This window comes from Nostoc sp. WHI (genome assembly GCF_015714725.1).
Taxonomy (GTDB): domain Bacteria; phylum Cyanobacteriota; class Cyanobacteriia; order Cyanobacteriales; family Nostocaceae; genus Nostoc.
Genome location: NZ_WBKM01000330.1, coordinates 1 through 16,778 on the forward strand (window position 1 = coordinate 1; position 16,778 = coordinate 16,778).

Here is a 16,778-nt window from a genome sequence, read left to right on the forward strand (position 1 = left end):
AGGAGATGTTTAGAGATTTTAAGAGCGGTGGTTATAACTTAGAAGATACTAAGGCATCAGGAAAACGGTTAATTTCTCTAATTTTATTAATCTCGCTTGCCTATACATCTGCAACTATATCTGGTCAAGAAATTAAACGTATGGGTGTTCAAAAATATGTCGGTCGAATTAAAGAATCGGGGCGGACAGTTCGCCGTCATAGCAGTTTTTATATTGGATTATATGGAGCTAACTGGGTCAATTTTATGGAAAATTCTTACGAACTGGTGGCGGAGTTAATGACATTAGCTCCTAATAAGCGAAAGTATTATCAACAAGGAGAAAGGGCTATGAGGCTTATTTTATCTGCATTCTAGCCCTTTTTGTCCCCCCGTAAGACACAAGGCATACACCAACCTGTTGGTTGTTCTCCCAGCACAGAAGGAACTTTTGCCTTGATGCGTAAAGTGTCAACATCAACATCTGTCACCGTCCCCCGGTATTTGCCGTAGAAGCGGTTACGAACCCGCTCTATCACTTCCAATATTGCCTGCTCATTCATAATCCAATACCTCCAGACGGCTTTGCTCCAACAGCATTTCGCACTAAAACAAACATCATTTTGTGACTATCAGTGGTAATAGTGTGGCGCACACTCCAAACGTAATATTTACCAGAGTTAAGACTGCCCACACCTGCAATTTACACCACCGTACCCACCCTGAGAACTGTGTTAAGTCTTGATACATCTGCTTCACCTTGACAACGGACAAACCAACTCGCCTCACGTAGCAGAGATTGAGCGCGTAATGATAATTCCAAAGCATTATCTACAGCCGTAGTTAACAGCACTTTCATCTGTTTACCTGCAAAGTCAGCTAATCCTCGTTTATCAAGTAACGCCAAACCAGAATCATTAGTATCAACAGTTATTCCATCTTCATTATTGTCATTAAATAAAGCCTGACTAGTTTTAACTACACTCGGCCGCGTCACATCCCAATCAAAATCAAGAATATTAACATTCCAAGCTTCTGGATCATTGAGAGTTAAAGTAACGACAGAATCACTATCTAGTTTGGGTTTGGTAAAATAACCTATACGCTGTCCTGGTTTATTTCTACAAGCAACACGGCATAATTTCCCGTTCCGTCGTGCCAAATTGCGAATAAATTGAATGTCAGAAGCTCGTTGCATTAAGGTGTAACCATCTTCTGTGTGCGAGGGGGAATCATCTTCAGTGTTATCTGGTGAAGGTGTGATCCCATATTCATTAAAAATAGTATTAGCAACGCTAGCATCTGTAATATCAACCCATTCCCGGACTTTTTCTTCTAAGTTCATTAACCAAGAAGCATCTTGTCCCCAAACTTGTAAATTAGCGTTGGTTGTTCCTGTTTCTAAATGGAGTTTGTGAGCGAGAATATAGCCATCAAAAATACACTCATCTGGTTGATTTTCATAGGTTGCCACTACTGCTAAATTGGCAAAAGGTTGGAGGCGATCGTCATTCACAAAAGTTAACTCGCCATCTTCGGTATTTGTAACAGGTAAAATCAGCTGAATTGCTCCCGGTAAATCAATATTTTCTTCTACTTCCAAAGAAGTAATATTATTATAAAAATCTTCATCTACTGGCGTACCATTTAGCAGTAGTTGGAACGTACTAGCCATGACTTTAGCGCCCCTTGGGTGGAATACCGATTAAATCGTGACTAGCTAAAGCATCCGGGACTACAGCGTTATTAGCATCGCACAATTGCCAGAAAGCATTAGCATCTTTTAAATAATAGGAAGCTATCAAATCCAAACGCTGTCCTTCTAAGCGACGGTGATAACCTAATAGGGGTTTTCTTGTTGCTAGGGGAATTTTTGTCACCGTGACGGTTTTACCATTAGCTGTGGTGACATTATAAGTACCTGCGTTTTCGTAGCGACTGCCAGCAAAAAACATAAAAACCTCCTTAGATGGGTAACATACCGATAATTGAATCCGCAGAGTTAGCGAGGTTAGCTAGTGCTAGCGCTTGACGCAACCCTTGAGAATAGGTGTAAGCACCCTTAGCAATTTCTTTCAGGGGGCCGCTGACACATTGCAGTTTTTCTAGGGTTAAAACTTCTAAACCAATTGTGGCTTCCGCATGGGTGGGATTGAGAAAAGCATCATAAAGCTTTTCAGTAATGCTCAGGTTTGTGACGCGGACAGGTAAAATTCGCCCAGGCCCCCAGACAAATAACACTGTGGGAACTTGCGATTGTGGAACATCGCGCTTTACTCCGGTAGTGCTAACAGATGCACTAGCGGAAATACCCCCAGCACCCACGGACACAGATACAGAACCAACTAAACCTGCGCTATCAAAAGCACCTGTGGGGAATTGCAGCATTTCTAAGGCTGCTAACCGAGAGTAAACACCGCTTAATTTAGCCACCTCTTGGGATACAGGATTGCCTTCAGCGATCGCATCTTTAGCATCCATCGCTATAGTAAAAAAAATGATTCCCCTGGTACACCCTTAACTGCTAAAGGATTACTTTTAGCATTTCTTTGAGAACCCACTAACTCAGCCTGTGTCCAAGAATGAGTCATGGTTTCTGGGTTGTATTGAAAAATAATCACATTCGGCAGTGGGATCAGAAACGTGGGCATGAATTCTACTAATGCACCTTTGATAAATTTCCCAGCCATAAGCCTCCTTTAACTTCATACTCGCGTTAGATTGAGAATAAATTCACGTTGTTTGTACCATCGTTACCTCACAGGAAATTTAAGCCCGGGTTTAATTTAATTGCCGCAATATGTCCGCTACGATTTGTTCGGCTAACCAATCTACGCTGGCATTGGGACGGGAGGGAATATTTACTTTTAGGTTGGGGATATCTGCGGCTTGGCTAGAAATATTGCTGTTGGCAAGTCCTTCCGTAATTAGTTTTGCTAGTCGTTGTCCCTCAAGTTCTGAAATTCCAGATAGTTTTAAGGTTAGGCGATCGATTTTAAGTTCTGGCATCTTCGGCTTTTTCCATAGATTTAATTTTGTTAGACTCAATGAGTTGGACACGAATGGCAGAGAGCATAATGTCTGAGCAGGCGCGTTATATCACTAACGAACAGGGAGAGCGGGTTGGTGTCCTGTTGGATTTAGAGACATATAATCGGTTAACCCAGGTATCAAGTGTGGATACAGAGTGCCTGATTGGGTTAGGCCAGGCAGAGTTACTGGCACTTGCCGAAAGTATGCTGGCTCCTGCTGCCCAGGCTCGATTGGATGGATTACTGGCTCGCAATGCTGAAAGCCAACTTAGCGACGAGGAATTGGCTGAACTGGATCGTCTGTTAGCCCAGACTGACCATTTGACGTTGCTAAAAACCCGGGCTAGATATACCTTGCAATCTCTAGAAAAACTGACCCAAGCCTCGTGAGTGCCTATATTCCGGTCAAATTGCAACGGCAGGTGCGCGATCGCTTTAGCAATTGTTGTGCCTACTGCCGCACGGCTGAAACCTTGACTGTGACAACCTTTGAATTTGAGCATATCATGCCGCGATCGGCTGGCGGCGAAACAGTTTTGGAAAATCTTTGTTTGTCCTGCCCATCGTGTAATCGTTACAAAGCCCAGAGTCAGACGGCTACCGATCCGCTGACTGAAGAAATCGTTTCCCTGTTTCATCCCTATTTTCAAATTTGGATAGACCATTTTGGGTGGAGTGAGGATGGTACAGAAATCATTGGACTCACACCCATCGGTCGAGGAACCATTGCGGCTTTGAAAATGAATCGTCCGCAAGTAACTCGCGTCCGCCAGATGTGGGTCAAGATGGGAGAGCATCCGCCTAAATTGGAGTAACAGCTTAATGCTCTGCGAAAGTCTGAAGTGTTGTAAGGTTAGGCGATCGCAGTTGCTTAGTTTTTGTAAAGCGATCGCTTTGGCTGGTAGGATTTGAACCATGATTTTTTGCTTTCCATCGTCAATAATAAATTTTGTTGGGTTTAGTGTATTAACGTACTAGCAGGGAAGGGCGATCGCTATTGCTATAAGCTGTTCAGGGGCGACTTGGAGAGCGATCGCCCTACTTTGTCAACCAGTCGTATATGTTTCCGATGCTGAGTCCGATAGCTCCGCCTAGAGCCGCCCCTGCTCCAGCCCCTAATACCGCGCCCTCCGCACCGCCTACGAAGGTTCCCCCAACAGGCAGCGCCAATGTCCCAGCCCCACCACCCAAGATAGCGCCAGCAATACCGCCCAAAACACCTCCTGCGGCAAGTCCGATTTGCTTGGTGTTTGGCCATTTTGAGTTACACTTACTCAGACAGATATTCAGACAATCGTCATCAGTTTCGACGCTGTGGCAACACGATTCACAATTTACGAAATTGGGCAGTTCGCTACAGCCGACATCATTACAATCCCTAATAAGAGTGCGATATGGCTCGCGCTGAATCAAGGCTGTGGCAGACGGCTGCGGGGTAAGTCCACTGACACTGGGAAAAACATCGTTGTGGATAACAGAGGGTTGGCTTCCTTGTCCATTGTGTTGACCTATACCCTGCGAAACCATTGGGGTAGATTGGACTCTTAGGCTAGCATCTTTCCTGTCCTGGCCTTGCCGATCGACTGCCGCGCCCTGCTGGACAACATGCGTCAACTCATGTGCAAGTAGTCTTTTCCCATCTGCTGTTCTTGGCGCATACTGCCCTGCCCCAAACACAATATCTCGCTTCATTGTGTAAGCTTTTGCATTCACTGCCTGTGCAGACTGTGCAGCTTCTGCATCAGTATATACACGCACGTGACTGAAGTCTTGCCCAAAACGTGGTTCTACGAAGGCGCGAGTTTCTGGATCGAGGGGATGACCAGGGGAATTCAACACTTCATACACGATTGACGGCATCTCAGAGGTATTTTGCTGAGCGATCGCCTTTCTCTGAACAATTCCCTCTTTTTCTGATTCAACCTGACGTTGAATTGTCGGCTCTGGCATTCGCATTACCTCATCAGCAACACGGTCGGCTTCTTGCTCGTAGCGATCGCCCGGTTCACTTACTCTCAATTTGGTTTGTAAAATCCCCTCCCGCTTACTCTGGCACTCTGCACAGCTTCCTGAAGATCCAGCAGTATTACCACAGGCACATTTACGCTGCAATACACCCCCATTGATCATCCGCAGTGCTGCCTGATTCCCATAGGCTTGTTGCATGGCTGCTAGACGATCATTCTGCCCCTGCCGATCGCCCCATCCCGAAAAACCTTTCAACCGTTCCGGTTCCTGCTCAACCTCAGAATGGCTTGTTTTCGGTTTCATCTTCTTGTCATTCACTGGTGCGTTTAACATTTGCCTAAACCTCCCATTCCCCTAAACGAATTACTACCCCATGCTTTGCCATCTCTCGCCGCGCTGCCTGTAACACATGCCGCATTGTAATCCGCGTTCCTTGAGTCCGCGCTAAAAATGCTGCACTTAAGGTTGCTGCTTTAATATCTGCTCCTGTCATGTTCAACTTATTTGCTAAAAATTCCCAGTCAATCCCCTCTAATAACGGTTCACCCTGTGGCGTATACTCCAATAGTGCCAATCGCCATAACTGCGATCGCTCCACCGAACTCGGCTGCACAAAATCCACTATGAAGCGAATCCGCCGCAAAAATGCCTGATTTACGATTGGTTGCTAAAACGGCAATTCCATCAAACTGCTCCATCCGTTGCAGCAAATAGTCAATCTCAATGTTGGCAAAGCGATCGTGGGCATCTTTCACTTGGGTTCGCTGTCCAAACAATGCGTCTGCTTCATCAAAAAACAGCAACACATTCGCCCGTTCACAGGCATCAAACACTTGTTTTAATCGCTTCTCGGTTTCGCCGATGTATTTGTTAATCACTCCCGCTAAATCGACGCGGTAAAGTTCCATGCCGAGCGATCGCGCCAACACCTGCGCCGCCATCGTTTTGCCCGTCCCACTCGGCCCGGCAAACAAAGCAGTAATTCCCTGCCCCATCGGACATAATCGCCCAAATCCCCACTCCTCATATACTTGCCAGCGTAATTGGGCTTGTTCCTCTAGTTCCAGTAAATGCTGGCGCACTGCTGGCGGTAGTATCAAATCTGCCCAAGTGTAGGGACAACCCAAGGGTGTAAATAATTCCCCCACTTGTTGATGTAACATCTGCCGACACACAGCTGTTACTGCTTCTGTTCCAACTATTGACACTTGGGTAGCTTTGTGTATTTCCGCCGGAGTCAGCACCCAATTAATAATTGCATCGGGGACTAAGTTCTGATTTGTCAACCGTTGCCACAGTTGCGCTCTTTGAGTGCGGGTTAACTTGGGTAAATGAAACGCTCGGCGAATGGCACGATTTTCATTAGGTTCTAAGGAAGTTGTCACACCAAAAAAGGTCAAACTACAGTAGACTTGGCTGGACTGCCAAAGCTTTAAATTTACCTCCTCCAGCCTGTGCCAGTAGAGTACTGCGCCACTTAAGCCAGCTAGTCGCACTACCCGCATCAATCGTTCCAAAGCAAGCGATCGCCCTACATCCGCCCCCAGTAACATACTGGCATCGACGGCAATTAAATCCAAATTCAGGGCTGCACAAACTTGCCTAACCAGGGTTTTTTTCCCAGCACCAGACGCACCCACTAACTCGATTTCCAATGGCACAGGAAGCCACGGTTTTCCATCCCCATCGACTTGCCACTGATTCATTGCTTTCACAAAGATTTGAATGGCACTTAATTGATCAGGATAGAGACAGGTGTCGGTGCTAACAGAGGCAGGCAGCCATTGTACAGATATTCCCAGCGCCGGATCGATGCAGTCGCCCTGAAGAAACCAAGAAACGATCGCCGGATCTGCCACCCACGGGGCAGTAATTGACCACGGCTGATCATAACCTGCCACCGGATATGCTAACCGCCAGCGTACCAGTCCTGATTCTGGTTCCAGTCTAGTTGGCGATGCCCACTGAAACAGCATTGATCCTAACCAGAGGGTGGGATAGGTCATGGTAGCATCATCGTGGAGATAACCATAGACCCGCCGTAGCGATGGATCGACTTCTAGAGCGATCGCCAAAGACAATAAATCCTGTTCTGCTGCCGATAATCCAAACGCCTGCTGCAATCGTTGCCATGCGGGATTATGAGCGGCTAAATCGTCCGCCAGGTGAATTTGCTCGGTGAGGGGGGCGAGTTCATCGTGTTGATAAAAGCTCATCTCTGCGGTAGCCAGCACCAGAGGATCTGCTAAAATTCGATTGATTTCATTGTCGGTAATCACCGAGTTGCCGAGAAATTCCGAGGATTCCTCAGCATAGTGCGATCGCATCCATAAAATTCGGCGTTGCGCCCGCAGTCGAATCCGCATGATCCACGCCTGGTCTTTCCTTTGAAGTCCATTGTTAGTTTGGGCTGTAATCATGATTTAACCACCCACTTGGCTGGATGAGATTCCACCTGATTCACTCGCACCCGCACCCCATAAACGCCATTCGGTAAGTTATCAGGTAATTGAAAATTGATTGCGGTATTGTTAACTGTAAATTGTTCTAGTGTTAGAGGTACTGTTTCTAAGAGAACTTCTACTGTCCCTGGACTAAAGCCCTGGCCGTTGAGAGTGTAGGTACTGTTAGCAGGGGTGAGAATCGGCTCTTCTGTGGAGTCAACCAAGGCGGCAATGCTGAATGGTGTGGCGTTTGAGCGAATTGCACCTGGGTTAGCGATCGCCACAGCGTTACCAACTCGCACTTGATAAACACCTGCTGGGAGAATGCTCGTTAGCGGCAGGTTTACCAATAATCGCAATTCATTCGCTTCCAATATCCAGGGTGTGATATCTTCTTCTGTGCCATTAGGAAATAACAAATAAAGGCGATCGGAACTGCTTTGATTCAATCCTGCCCCGTGCAATGTAAAGGATTGTCCGGGCGCGACAACAGCTGGAATCAATTCATAACTCTGGAGTTTATTTTCAGGGGCAATATAATTAACTCTGATATAAGTGCTGATTACCTGTCCGGTACTGGCAAAGGGTAGGGAAGTGGGACTAACTGCCAGGTTGATTGTGTCTGGTTTTTTCGCAAAAGCAGGAAGGGGTGATGGTGGTTCAATCAACACCACACTAACTTTGTAAATGGCGGACAACCGAAGTGAAGCGGTGATTGCCTGCCATAAGCGTCCCACTTCATCGGCTGTTTCCGGTTCTAGAGTGAGAGTAAATTCCACTGGATGATTGTCATCGGGTATGGTTGCAGTGACTATTGGCTGTTCATGAAAGCATTTCAAGGCAGCCGTCATTGCTTGCTGTTCATTTCGGGAAGCATCCACGCCTTTGGCATAGGCGGTAAGTAAATAATGGAGATTGAGACTGAGGGGCTGATGAGGAGTTAAGAAGGCACGGTTTGTCCGTTCTCCAATATTTCCCGAAGCGATGGGCAAAGTGTTGCGGTGGAATTTATCGGGGGAAACATGGAACAGATAAAGGCTCAAGTATGTATCCTCCAGTAGGTTACGAATCTCATCTGGAGACCGATCCGTGACGGTAAAGTTTGCACCCCCTTTATGAGAGTTTAAAAGTTGAATCAGTTCGTCTGTAATATCCCAGAGATTGAGTACCCCGATCGCCATTTTATCCTCCTTCTATCCCTGGCAAAGACCAAAAGTTGATGTGAATCCCCGCGAAAGAGATCCAGTAGCAGGTGGTGCTGCACGGGTTACTGTTTTTGCCGTTGGAGTCGGCAAAGTTACTGCCGGGGGTGAAATTTGAATTTCGATCGCCCCAATATGAACCGTCGGCTGCTGGGGCGGTGCTGACTCGGCAATTCCTGGTGCTTGAGTAAATTCGATTAGACGACTAGGTTCTAAGGTAGTTTGCAATGGTTCTCCAGGCAGGTTGGCTGCTTGAGTCATGGCGGCAGAAGCTCGGTGGACACCAGGTTTGAGGATTGTCGTCAGGGGTAACAAACTGGGATCTGCAATTGCTTCGCACCTATCGCCTGGACTGGACATCAAAGATAAAGTTGGGGAAGCGATCGCCGCACTTTCCAAACCGATCTGGCTTGTTGTACCAGCCTCAGCCTGTGGCTGGGACTGCCCTTGTAGTACAGGTTGCGGATTGATATCATATCCGGTTGCAGACTTATTGACACCGGGACGCGCGGATGCCGGGACACCGATAGATTTTAATGATAAATGATTATCTGAACTTGATATGGCAACATTAGATGTGAGTAGCTGAGTTCCTGCATCGGTGGCAGAGATCGCCAAGTTTGTAACAGCCTCAGTCTGTAGTGGTGTAGGTTGGACGCTGACAACATCAGATGTGATCACTGAGTTTCTACCAGCCTCAGTCTGTGGTGGTACAGGTTGAACGCTGACCATATCAGATGTGGGTAACTGGGACAAAGGAGACTCTAGTACTTGATCGCTCAAAGGTGTTTCATCTCCCCAATCCCCAGTCTGATTTCCTTCCCCTTGCCGAAACAGCAACCGGGGTGGATTCAGCATCAGTTGATCAGCAGAGGGGCGATCGCTCCTGGCACGAGCACGGTTTGCAATCTGGCTCAAGTAAGAAACCTGCTTCATCTTACGCTGACCTCCTGGTTTGTCGCAGCTTCTGGACGTATTGCATCCGTCGCTGACGCGGTAGCGCCAAAATAGCTGTCTCTGACCATTAGGTAATACATTGCTAGCAGGTGTATCTCCTCATAAATAAAAGCGGACTGATTGCGGAGTTCTCGCAATGTAAACTGCTGGGGGTCAAAGTAAATTTCGACGATTGCCCCACATTCGGAGCATTTACCCTGGAGATTTTGGGCGAGATTTGGTGCTAGTGTCTCCATTGCCTTCTCAACTCGCCTAAGTTGTTTTGCGGGAATATCAGCCGGTCGGATGCATCGTTGCATCAGTTCCCGTTCTGGGTGGGAGTGATAAGCGATCGCTATCTGATCTGCTCCCGTAGGCAAGCGAAAGGAAACTGGGATGTCTCGAAACCGCAACCATCCCGATTCCTCAGTCGCTTCTGTACCCCGGACTTTACCAGGCAAGTAATTGGCCAGATACTCACTCACTTGAAAATAAACCTCAATCGGTGCGCCACAAGTTCTTCCAGGGCAAGTTACATCAGCCCGCAAGCGATCGCCAAAAACTGCCTGCCGAGTTCTTAGCAACAAGATATCCAAGTCTGTGATCGAGAGGGTGTCCCAAGCCACCTCACTACCATCAGCAACTTGAGCAATCTTAGTTAACAGGGTTAATGCCAATCGAGTATCTAGGCTGGGTGCTTCTAACAACAAAAGATCCTCACTCCCCGTCAGTTGTCGGAGGTTCACTGCCAATCCACTCACTGCAAGGTAAAACACCTGGTTATTCCACCCCATTTGACTTATCCTGCCTGATTAGGTTCAGTCACATTCTTATCCCTTTCCCAGCCTTCGTTTTCTAACTTGATATGCTCAATGGCGATCGCATTAGCTCCTGCATCCAAGTCTGGCAATGCCTGATATTCGGACACCCAACAGCGATAGACTTTATAGCGGTATACAGCCTGTCCCTGTTCATTTTGGAGAATTATGGCAATATCCCGCCGCAATTCTTTAAGGGATTGCCCAGGCGCACCTGTGTCAAGAACCTGAGCCGCATTTGCCCACTGTTCAAAGTCATTGTCATGGGTCAGTCCTCGTTCTAGAGTAATTGGCTCGTATTTAGTCCGTCCCAATCCCTTGCGAATGATCATATTTCCCGCTTCTTTATATTCGATCACATCAGAAGACCGCTTTAGGGCAGTCGCTTTACTCATAGCTGCGACCGGTGTGGTGGACGTTCCAAAATAGATCAAAAAGCGAAAAGTCTTATAGGGATCAAAGCGATTAATGTTGACAGAAAAAGGTTTTCCCATGAGGTTTCTCCTATGACTGCACTTGACCGGCAAGCTGTGCGATTTTGATAATTACAAATTCTGTTGGTTTGAGCGGCGCAAATGCCACAATAATGTTGACAACGCCGTTATCAATATCCTGTTGGGTGGTGGTGGATTTGTCACACTTCACCTGGAATGCAAGACTTGGGGTAGATCCTTGAAATGCTCCTTGAGTGAACACTGACAACATGAATCCCTCAATGCTGCTGCGAATTGCCGCCCACAGAGGTTGATCATTTGGCTCAAACACGACCCAACCCAAGTTCCGAATCAGCGTTTGCTCAATAAACAATGTTATCCGCCGGACTGGGACATATTTCCATTGCTGAAAGGCCGGATTTTCAGAAACCAGTGTCCGTGCACCGTAAACTACAGACCCAATTCCCGGAAATGCTCTCACACAGTTAATCCCCTTGAGGTTAAGAATACCTTGCCGCGCATCAGTCATTCGTCCCCACTCCACCACACCTGTAGTATTTGAAATCGTAGTTTCTAAACCAGCAGGGGCTTTCCAAACTCCTCGGTTGAGGTCTGTTCGGGCATAAATCCCAGCTACAAACCCACTTGGGGGGCGCGGAATTGTCCGACCAGTTAGAGGATCGTTGGAAAGCAAATAGGGAAAATAGATAGCGCCGTTTTGACTTTTAGGTACCCTGTCTATCAAGTCAGCTATCATCGGTCGTGGAGAACTACTAGGATCAGCACCAGCATTTTCCTGTGGATCTAGAATTGCAAATGCCTGCTTGCGTTCACAAAATGCTAGGGCTGTACTCCAAATACCACTGTCTGCAATACCGGGAATCACCAGCAGATTGAAAATCGGGACTTTATCGAGGGACGAATCCTGCTGGAAAATACCAACAAAATCAGCTGCGCTAAAAGTCGTGACAAAATCGGAGGGTGGTGCACTAACTAAAGGAGTCTAATTTGCGGCAGTAAATGTGAGTTCATAATCACCCGATGCGGGGGCAACGGTGACTAAAGATGAAATAGGTTCTGCTATTGTACCAAGGCGTTTCTCGATAAAATTGGCATCATTGGCATCAAGTGTCACTCCCCGATAGGTTTCTACCCGTGAACCATAAGAGATAACGATATCAGCACTGCTATTACTAGTACTGGGTCTTAGAGTCACCTGCAAAGATGTTTGGTCTGTTGGTTCTAGTGCTGTAAACACAATACCAGTTAAACCTGCACCAATCGTGGCAGATGGTGGAACAATTATTGAGATGCCATTTGGCAAAGTTACGCTACCAGAAGCGATGACTGCACCATTGTCATCTCGATATTGTGCATTTAGACCAACGACATAGGCAACCGAACCCCCATTCAAAAAGAACTCATTGATAGCATAAGCAACATCATTTCTGATCACACTACTGGTATACAGCCCACCAAACTCCCGCTCATATTCAGTAAAATTGAAGATTTGAATGGCCTTGTTGAAATTTTCCGGTTTGGTTTTAAACGGATGGGTGTAGCCAACAAAGACCGCGATAGAAGTCGGGGCTGCTGTAATTGTGCGGGCATTACTCGGCAACTCTTCTATGTAAATGCCTGGGTAAGTCGGTGTAACCGGCATAGTTCTATTCTCCAGATGCTAATTTTAAGAGTTTGCCAGAGCGATCGCTCTGGCAGATGATGCAGCTTTGGTATCTGCACCACCGCCGAGGATGACTGTTCCAGGGGCAGGAATGGCGTAACCACCACTATCGGGTTTGGCTACTGTAATGACAAGGCCAGATCCAGCGAGTTTATCGGGCAATTCTGTAAGTTTAATGCCCGTTATAAGTTGCGGTTTGAATTCAGCAATGAGTGTAAAGGTTTTGGCGATCGCATCAACTTCAGATATCTTGATGGTGATATTATCGCCCTCTGAGCGTTCTTTCCAAGCTTCTACTGTGAATGCAGTAGGCCCTGGGGAAGTGCCTTTAATGTCTACATGAGATTTAGTATCTACTTTTCCGCCTGCAAAGGTATAGCTTTGTTGGTTTGTCGGTTGTGTGGGTGTGTCGCTATCTTTGGCACGAACTAAACCGGGACTGCTGGCAATAATCGTCTCTGTCCCTAAAACTTTTTTGATGAATGAAGATATCGATTTACCAACCGCGATCGCGTTACAATCTGTCTGATGCCAGGTATTTATCAATTACCCCAATCTCTACAACTAAGATCACAGCACTCTAACCTCACTTTAGAAGGCTGCCATGATGGTGCTGAACTCCAGGCAGAACCCGGTAATGAAAGTAAGTTTTTACATGGGTTGATCGTATTAAATCGCGCTGATAGTGTAACCCTTCGCAACTTAAGATTTCAGCTGCCGATTAGCCCTTTTATGGGAGTTGGTGGTAAATTAACACCCTTTTCAGAGGGTGAGGGATTTGGTGAAGATTTTCAGAAGAATTTAAGAGTGTCAATTGGCATTCGTCCATTGCACAGTGCATTGCTTACAGTACAAAATTGCCTGTTTCGTTTTGCTGTTGAGAAAGATGTCAACCTCTTTGCAGTCGGCATTTTTGCTGGTAGTGAGTGTTGGGGGCTGAAACTGCTCGAAAATCGATTTCTTCGAGATGAGGAATATCTGCTTTTAGAACAGAAAACCGGGCAAAATGAACAGCGATTCCTCATTGGTTATTTGTTGGCTCCTGCTTTAATTCCTCGTAAAAATGCAGTTAATAAACTTAATATCGTACTATCGCTGTTGCAAGACGGTATCATTCGTGACAACCGCTTTACTGGCTTGACTACTGCCATATTAATTCTCGCTGATACTGGGTTAGTGCGGATAGAGAATAATACAGTTATCGAGTGTATCTCTGGCTTTTGGCTAACACCCATCGAACTCGGAGAAATCTTAAGAACTAATCTACAGACAGCTATATTGGGTATTTCATTTCCGCTACCATCCTTTTTTGATGTGAGTAAACTTGCCCAGGAGTACCCTGTAAAGTTTGAGAATATAGCAGGAGGAAAGTTTGAGAATATAGCAGGAATCGATCGCTTATCACTCTCACTCCATGTTTTGTCTAATGACATTGATGCAGGGATTGTAGAGGAATCTATGGCACTTTCTGGGCCAGGCTTAGTAATTAAGCGTTTAAACACACAAAATCGCGATCGCCCCATAACTAGCAGTGTTATCCTGACTGCTAATAAAATCCGCAGAGGGAAAGACTTGATTTCTAATCTTGGAAATGCTATAGAAAATTATACAGTCTTGATTGATAATGTCGAACGCTGCACGGTTACTGGCAATGTGATTCTCAATGAGAGCGCTAAAGATAAGCGGAGTTTGGTAATTTCACTTGATCAAGAAATAAGAGCGATCGCAGCGATCGCAATTACAGGTAACGTATTTCAAGGTGAACCATCTTTGCCAGATCGTTTCAATATTAATACTGGTAGCTCTACTGTTTCGCCTCCCATGAATACTTGGAAATTTCTGAATACGGTCATTGAGTAATTCTGACGGTTGACAATGGCACAATACTCGTTTGAGGAATTGCTGAATTCGAGTATGAAATTTAAAAATCGGTAAGGATTCAGGTCTAATATTTAGGAAGCAAGGATGGGACAGACAAATAATTATTGGAATTAGCCAGCAGTGCTTGTGCAAAAAAATCAATCACAGACCGACTTTGACGACGGCAGGTTTGCACCACCGTCAACAGATGGGCAGTGTGTTTAAACCTGTCCATTGAACGGGAGCCACCACTAACCTTACGTTTTGTCACAGCCAAACGCAGCGAACGTTCGGCCTGATTGTTATCAGGAGGAACTTCAGGGTAGTCAAGGAAATACCACCATTGGCTCGCTTTATCCCGTAAAGAACGTAAAAGGTTTCCGGCTTTTGCTCCGGCTAAGTCAATCCACTGATTGAGCGTTTGTTGCAACTTGGATTTGAATTGATTGACCCAATCGTTATAACTGGTGGAGTCAAGAGTCTCGAACCATTGGGCGTAATTTGTAAATGCTTCATCAATTAAATCAACAAACGCTTTGCCAATAGCTTGGTTGTGAAGACCTGGAAGTATAATTAGTTTTTTGAAGTGACGGCGTAGATGAGCTAAACATTTCTGTTGGGCAACAACTTGATAGCCATTGTAAACACTAAAATCGTCACTGCTGACTTTTAAACGCTCTATTTCTTGCTGTAGTTCAAAAATGATTTTTTGTAACTCACGTATTACCTTGCTCTGCTCAATAATTATCTCTACCAGTTTTTCTTTCGGCAACTGGTTCAAGCTTTCTGGGTCTAATTTTTGAGGCAGGTTTTGGTTCATATTTGTGATATTCTCCCTCAAGTGTTCCCTTTGTCAATACTCTGCCACCTGAATCCTTACTAGAAAACAAAGGACTTAAAGATAACTCTGCAATTGAATTAGCTTCCGTATTACACACTATAAACAAGATTAATCATTCGTTCTGTTCGCGTAAAATTTACACGAACAGAAGTTTTTTGCCTAAAGTCCAAAACCAGAATATTTGTCTTCAAAGAATGACATTAACAAAGAAAAAATAGTTATAAAGAAATATGGAAACCCTGGTAAATGTTATTTGGTTACAGAAAGAGATTGCCAAAGAAAGTTAAAAAAAGATGACAACTAATCATAAAAACACACCATGTTTGGAACTCAAAATACTTCAAGTTCTTTGAATACCCAATGGGTAGAAACTTCCCAAAAAATACAAGCTTTAGCATCTCCTCTTGATAGTTTAAATACTCTAAATTCTAGTTTGCTGCTGACGAGTAAGAGTTCCTCAGAACCACAACAATCTGCGGTGGTGTCAGCAAATCCCAATCCTAATCCTTACTTAACCAGTGCGGCGATTGTTCCTGACTTCAACGGTGATGGTAAAACGGACAAACTTTGGGTCAATAGCCAAACTGGTGAGATTATTGTTCGCCTGATGGATGGGACAAGTGTTATTGAACAGGGTTCCCTGGGTCAATTTGACCTAAATTCCTGGACTTACAACATTGCCGATTTTAACAATGATGGCAAGACAGACTTTCATTTGCGTAATCAAGTGACTGGTGAGAATAGTATCGTGCTAATGGATGGCACAAGAGTTGCTAATGCGGCTTCTTTAACCAGCGTTGACGGAGCCTGGACTTCTAAAATTGGCGATTTCGACGGCGATCGCAAAACCGATATCTTCTGGCATAATAATCAAACCGGCGAGAACGCTATTTGGTTGGTTCAAGACACAACAGTTGTCAGTGCAACTGTTCTAGATAATACAGACCCAGCATGGACTCCAACCATTGTTGATTTCGACGGCAATGGCAAGAGCGATATCTTCTGGCGCAATCAGACAACAGGCGACAACAGCGTTTGGTTTATGGATGGTACGCAAAAGAGTGAATTTGCGCTCCAATCACAAGATGCAGCCTGGACTTCTACCGTTGGCGATTTCAACGGCGATTTAAGCACTGACTTGCTGTGGAGAAATACTCAAACAGGTGAAAATAAGATTTGGACAATGAGAGGCATCTTAGTTACAGAGGGTGCTTTGGGGACACTTGACTCAGCCTGGACTTCTAAAATTGGTGATTTCAACGGCGATGGCAAGACCGACATCTTCTGGCACAATGGAACCACAGGTGCGAACACCGCTTGGTTGATGGATGGTACAACAGTTGCTACTGAAGCTTTCTTACCAACTAATAACGCATCATTGACACCATCCCTGGGCGACTTTAACGGCGATGGTAAGACCGACATCTACTGGCGCGATCAGACAGCAGGTGCAGACACCATTTGGACTATAAATGAGACAACAGCAGTTGAGACTCCCATCAGCGAAGCAGATAAGCTTACCCCAGAGTGGTATACATTCTAAAATGTAGGGGCATTGGGCATTGGGCATTGGGCATTGGG

Annotated in this window: 20 protein-coding genes and 2 pseudogenes; 5 read left to right on the forward strand and 17 right to left on the reverse strand. The window is 45.6% G+C overall.

Translation table 11 applies throughout. The features are described 5' to 3' along the window. Positions 1–356: pseudogene (locus tag F8S12_RS33530) on the forward strand (IS4 family transposase); the annotation flags it as partial. Here F8S12_RS33530 and F8S12_RS33535 read toward each other — a convergent pair. The 6 genes from F8S12_RS33535 to F8S12_RS33560 all read right to left on the reverse strand — a co-directional run bounded on the left by F8S12_RS33535 (position 353) and on the right by F8S12_RS33560 (position 2,987). Further along, positions 353–541: a phage baseplate assembly protein V gene (locus F8S12_RS33535; RefSeq protein WP_196520581.1), complete on the reverse strand. Its 189-nt coding sequence runs from the start codon at positions 539–541 to the stop codon at positions 353–355. The pseudogene F8S12_RS33530 and the gene F8S12_RS33535 overlap by 4 nt on opposite strands. Positions 542–681: 140 nt before the next feature. Next, positions 682–1,653 carry a hypothetical protein gene (locus F8S12_RS33540; RefSeq protein WP_196520582.1) on the reverse strand — a complete coding sequence of 324 codons (972 nt, stop codon included), beginning with the start codon at positions 1,651–1,653 and terminating at the stop codon, positions 682–684. Positions 1,654–1,657: 4 nt separating this feature from the next. Further along, positions 1,658–1,933 (reverse strand): hypothetical protein, encoded by a 276-nt coding sequence (locus tag F8S12_RS33545; RefSeq protein ID WP_196520583.1) that lies wholly within the window; start codon positions 1,931–1,933, stop codon positions 1,658–1,660. A gap of 10 nt (positions 1,934–1,943) precedes the next feature. Further along, positions 1,944–2,459, reverse strand: coding sequence for a hypothetical protein (locus tag F8S12_RS33550; protein ID WP_196520584.1), 516 nt, complete (start codon positions 2,457–2,459; stop codon positions 1,944–1,946). 2 nt (positions 2,460–2,461) lie between these two features. Further along, positions 2,462–2,668, reverse strand: a complete 207-nt coding sequence (locus F8S12_RS33555; RefSeq protein ID WP_196520585.1) for a hypothetical protein — start codon at positions 2,666–2,668, stop codon at positions 2,462–2,464. A gap of 91 nt (positions 2,669–2,759) precedes the next feature. Further along, a complete protein-coding gene (locus F8S12_RS33560; RefSeq protein ID WP_196520586.1) occupies positions 2,760–2,987 on the reverse strand; it encodes a hypothetical protein in 228 nt (75 codons plus the stop codon). Positions 2,988–3,040: 53 nt separating this feature from the next. Between F8S12_RS33560 and F8S12_RS33565 the strand changes: the two genes are divergently transcribed. Then, positions 3,041–3,400, forward strand: coding sequence for a hypothetical protein (locus tag F8S12_RS33565; RefSeq protein WP_230968452.1), 360 nt, complete (start codon positions 3,041–3,043; stop codon positions 3,398–3,400). Then, complete coding sequence (locus F8S12_RS33570) at positions 3,397–3,825, forward strand: HNH endonuclease (protein ID WP_196520587.1); 429 nt, start codon at positions 3,397–3,399, stop codon at positions 3,823–3,825. The genes F8S12_RS33565 and F8S12_RS33570 overlap by 4 nt, the downstream gene beginning before the upstream one ends. A 223-nt stretch (positions 3,826–4,048) precedes the next feature. Here F8S12_RS33570 and F8S12_RS33575 read toward each other — a convergent pair whose 3' ends face one another. From F8S12_RS33575 to F8S12_RS33620, 10 genes are all read right to left on the reverse strand, one after another. After that, a complete protein-coding gene (locus F8S12_RS33575) occupies positions 4,049–5,311 on the reverse strand; it encodes an eCIS core domain-containing protein (RefSeq protein WP_196520588.1) in 1,263 nt (420 codons plus the stop codon). Between the two features lie 4 nt (positions 5,312–5,315). Continuing rightward, complete coding sequence (locus tag F8S12_RS33580; protein WP_196520589.1) at positions 5,316–5,543, reverse strand: hypothetical protein; 228 nt, start codon at positions 5,541–5,543, stop codon at positions 5,316–5,318. Continuing rightward, a complete protein-coding gene (locus F8S12_RS33585; RefSeq protein WP_196520590.1) occupies positions 5,521–7,398 on the reverse strand; it encodes an ATP-binding protein in 1,878 nt (625 codons plus the stop codon). Before F8S12_RS33585 ends, F8S12_RS33580 begins: the two co-directional genes overlap by 23 nt. Continuing rightward, positions 7,395–8,603 carry a DUF4255 domain-containing protein gene (locus F8S12_RS33590; RefSeq protein ID WP_196520591.1) on the reverse strand — a complete coding sequence of 403 codons (1,209 nt, stop codon included), beginning with the start codon at positions 8,601–8,603 and terminating at the stop codon, positions 7,395–7,397. Before F8S12_RS33590 ends, F8S12_RS33585 begins: the two co-directional genes overlap by 4 nt. A gap of 12 nt (positions 8,604–8,615) precedes the next feature. After that, positions 8,616–9,560 (reverse strand): hypothetical protein, encoded by a 945-nt coding sequence (locus tag F8S12_RS33595; protein WP_196520592.1) that lies wholly within the window; start codon positions 9,558–9,560, stop codon positions 8,616–8,618. Next, the gene (locus F8S12_RS33600; protein ID WP_196520593.1) at positions 9,557–10,354 is read right to left on the reverse strand and encodes a T4 family baseplate hub assembly chaperone; all 798 of its coding nucleotides are present in this window, start codon (positions 10,352–10,354) and stop codon (positions 9,557–9,559) included. The genes F8S12_RS33595 and F8S12_RS33600 overlap by 4 nt, the downstream gene beginning before the upstream one ends. A gap of 5 nt (positions 10,355–10,359) precedes the next feature. Next, positions 10,360–10,872 (reverse strand): phage tail protein, encoded by a 513-nt coding sequence (locus F8S12_RS33605; RefSeq protein WP_196520594.1) that lies wholly within the window; start codon positions 10,870–10,872, stop codon positions 10,360–10,362. Positions 10,873–10,882: 10 nt separating this feature from the next. Next, positions 10,883–11,698, reverse strand: coding sequence for a phage tail sheath family protein (locus tag F8S12_RS33610; RefSeq protein WP_196520595.1), 816 nt, complete (start codon positions 11,696–11,698; stop codon positions 10,883–10,885). 117 nt (positions 11,699–11,815) lie between these two features. Then, positions 11,816–12,475 (reverse strand): hypothetical protein, encoded by a 660-nt coding sequence (locus F8S12_RS33615; RefSeq protein ID WP_196520596.1) that lies wholly within the window; start codon positions 12,473–12,475, stop codon positions 11,816–11,818. A gap of 24 nt (positions 12,476–12,499) precedes the next feature. Next, the gene (locus tag F8S12_RS33620) at positions 12,500–13,042 is read right to left on the reverse strand and encodes a hypothetical protein (RefSeq protein ID WP_196520597.1); all 543 of its coding nucleotides are present in this window, start codon (positions 13,040–13,042) and stop codon (positions 12,500–12,502) included. On the opposite strand from F8S12_RS33620, the gene F8S12_RS33625 reads away from it, so the two are divergent. Then, a complete protein-coding gene (locus F8S12_RS33625; protein ID WP_196520598.1) occupies positions 13,025–14,356 on the forward strand; it encodes a hypothetical protein in 1,332 nt (443 codons plus the stop codon). The genes F8S12_RS33620 and F8S12_RS33625 overlap by 18 nt on opposite strands. An 85-nt stretch (positions 14,357–14,441) precedes the next feature. Here F8S12_RS33625 and F8S12_RS33630 read toward each other — a convergent pair. Then, positions 14,442–15,023, reverse strand: a pseudogene (locus F8S12_RS33630) (IS66 family transposase); the annotation flags it as partial. Positions 15,024–15,516: 493 nt separating this feature from the next. On the opposite strand from F8S12_RS33630, the gene F8S12_RS33635 reads away from it, so the two are divergent. After that, positions 15,517–16,740 (forward strand): FG-GAP repeat domain-containing protein, encoded by a 1,224-nt coding sequence (locus F8S12_RS33635; protein WP_196520599.1) that lies wholly within the window; start codon positions 15,517–15,519, stop codon positions 16,738–16,740. Positions 16,741–16,778 lie beyond the last annotated feature (38 nt).

Coding starts and splice junctions, on each gene's coding strand:
- F8S12_RS33550 (WP_196520584.1), bottom strand. CDS start 2,459: ATGGATGCTAAAGATGCGATCGCTGAAGGCAATCCTGTATCCCAAGAG.
- F8S12_RS33545 (WP_196520583.1), bottom strand. CDS start 1,933: ATGTTTTTTGCTGGCAGTCGCTACGAAAACGCAGGTACTTATAATGTC.
- F8S12_RS33595 (WP_196520592.1), bottom strand. CDS start 9,560: ATGAAGCAGGTTTCTTACTTGAGCCAGATTGCAAACCGTGCTCGTGCC.
- F8S12_RS33600 (WP_196520593.1), bottom strand. CDS start 10,354: ATGGGGTGGAATAACCAGGTGTTTTACCTTGCAGTGAGTGGATTGGCA.
- F8S12_RS33625 (WP_196520598.1), top strand. CDS start 13,025: ATGCCAGGTATTTATCAATTACCCCAATCTCTACAACTAAGATCACAG.
- F8S12_RS33535 (WP_196520581.1), bottom strand. CDS start 541: ATGAATGAGCAGGCAATATTGGAAGTGATAGAGCGGGTTCGTAACCGC.
- F8S12_RS33575 (WP_196520588.1), bottom strand. CDS start 5,311: ATGTTAAACGCACCAGTGAATGACAAGAAGATGAAACCGAAAACAAGC.
- F8S12_RS33605 (WP_196520594.1), bottom strand. CDS start 10,872: ATGGGAAAACCTTTTTCTGTCAACATTAATCGCTTTGATCCCTATAAG.
- F8S12_RS33560 (WP_196520586.1), bottom strand. CDS start 2,987: ATGCCAGAACTTAAAATCGATCGCCTAACCTTAAAACTATCTGGAATT.
- F8S12_RS33585 (WP_196520590.1), bottom strand. CDS start 7,398: ATGATTACAGCCCAAACTAACAATGGACTTCAAAGGAAAGACCAGGCG.
- F8S12_RS33555 (WP_196520585.1), bottom strand. CDS start 2,668: ATGGCTGGGAAATTTATCAAAGGTGCATTAGTAGAATTCATGCCCACG.
- F8S12_RS33540 (WP_196520582.1), bottom strand. CDS start 1,653: ATGGCTAGTACGTTCCAACTACTGCTAAATGGTACGCCAGTAGATGAA.
- F8S12_RS33590 (WP_196520591.1), bottom strand. CDS start 8,603: ATGGCGATCGGGGTACTCAATCTCTGGGATATTACAGACGAACTGATT.
- F8S12_RS33565 (WP_230968452.1), top strand. CDS start 3,041: ATGGCAGAGAGCATAATGTCTGAGCAGGCGCGTTATATCACTAACGAA.
- F8S12_RS33615 (WP_196520596.1), bottom strand. CDS start 12,475: ATGCCGGTTACACCGACTTACCCAGGCATTTACATAGAAGAGTTGCCG.
- F8S12_RS33635 (WP_196520599.1), top strand. CDS start 15,517: ATGTTTGGAACTCAAAATACTTCAAGTTCTTTGAATACCCAATGGGTA.